At 43.4% G+C, this 251-nt stretch carries 1 pseudogene; it reads left to right on the top strand.

The annotated features are described in order from the left end of the window. Positions 1-251, top strand: a pseudogene (locus AAEY62_RS23675) (HAD-IIB family hydrolase); the annotation flags it as partial.

Here is a 251-nt window from a genome sequence, read left to right as displayed (position 1 = left end):
CGTCAGCAGCTAGCACAAGATGTGCATTGTTTATTTGCCACCCGTGGAGTTCCAGGCACACATGATGTTGCCCTTATGGATAAAACCATTAGTCGCTTGTTAAATAAAGAGGTTAATGTACCGCTGCCGCGTTTTGACAAGCAACAAGATGAACCTGTAGCAAAAAATAAATGGTTAACCAATAGTCAGCCAGTCGATATTGTTATTTTAGAAGGGTGGTGTGTAGCCAGTGAGCCACAGCAGCCTTTTAC

It is taken from the genome of Pseudoalteromonas sp. GW168-MNA-CIBAN-0100, assembly GCF_040309225.1.
Classification (GTDB): Bacteria; Pseudomonadota; Gammaproteobacteria; order Enterobacterales; family Alteromonadaceae; genus Pseudoalteromonas; species Pseudoalteromonas arctica.
Note: the sequence above shows the minus strand (reverse complement) of the source record. Positions and strands in the feature narration are given on the sequence as shown.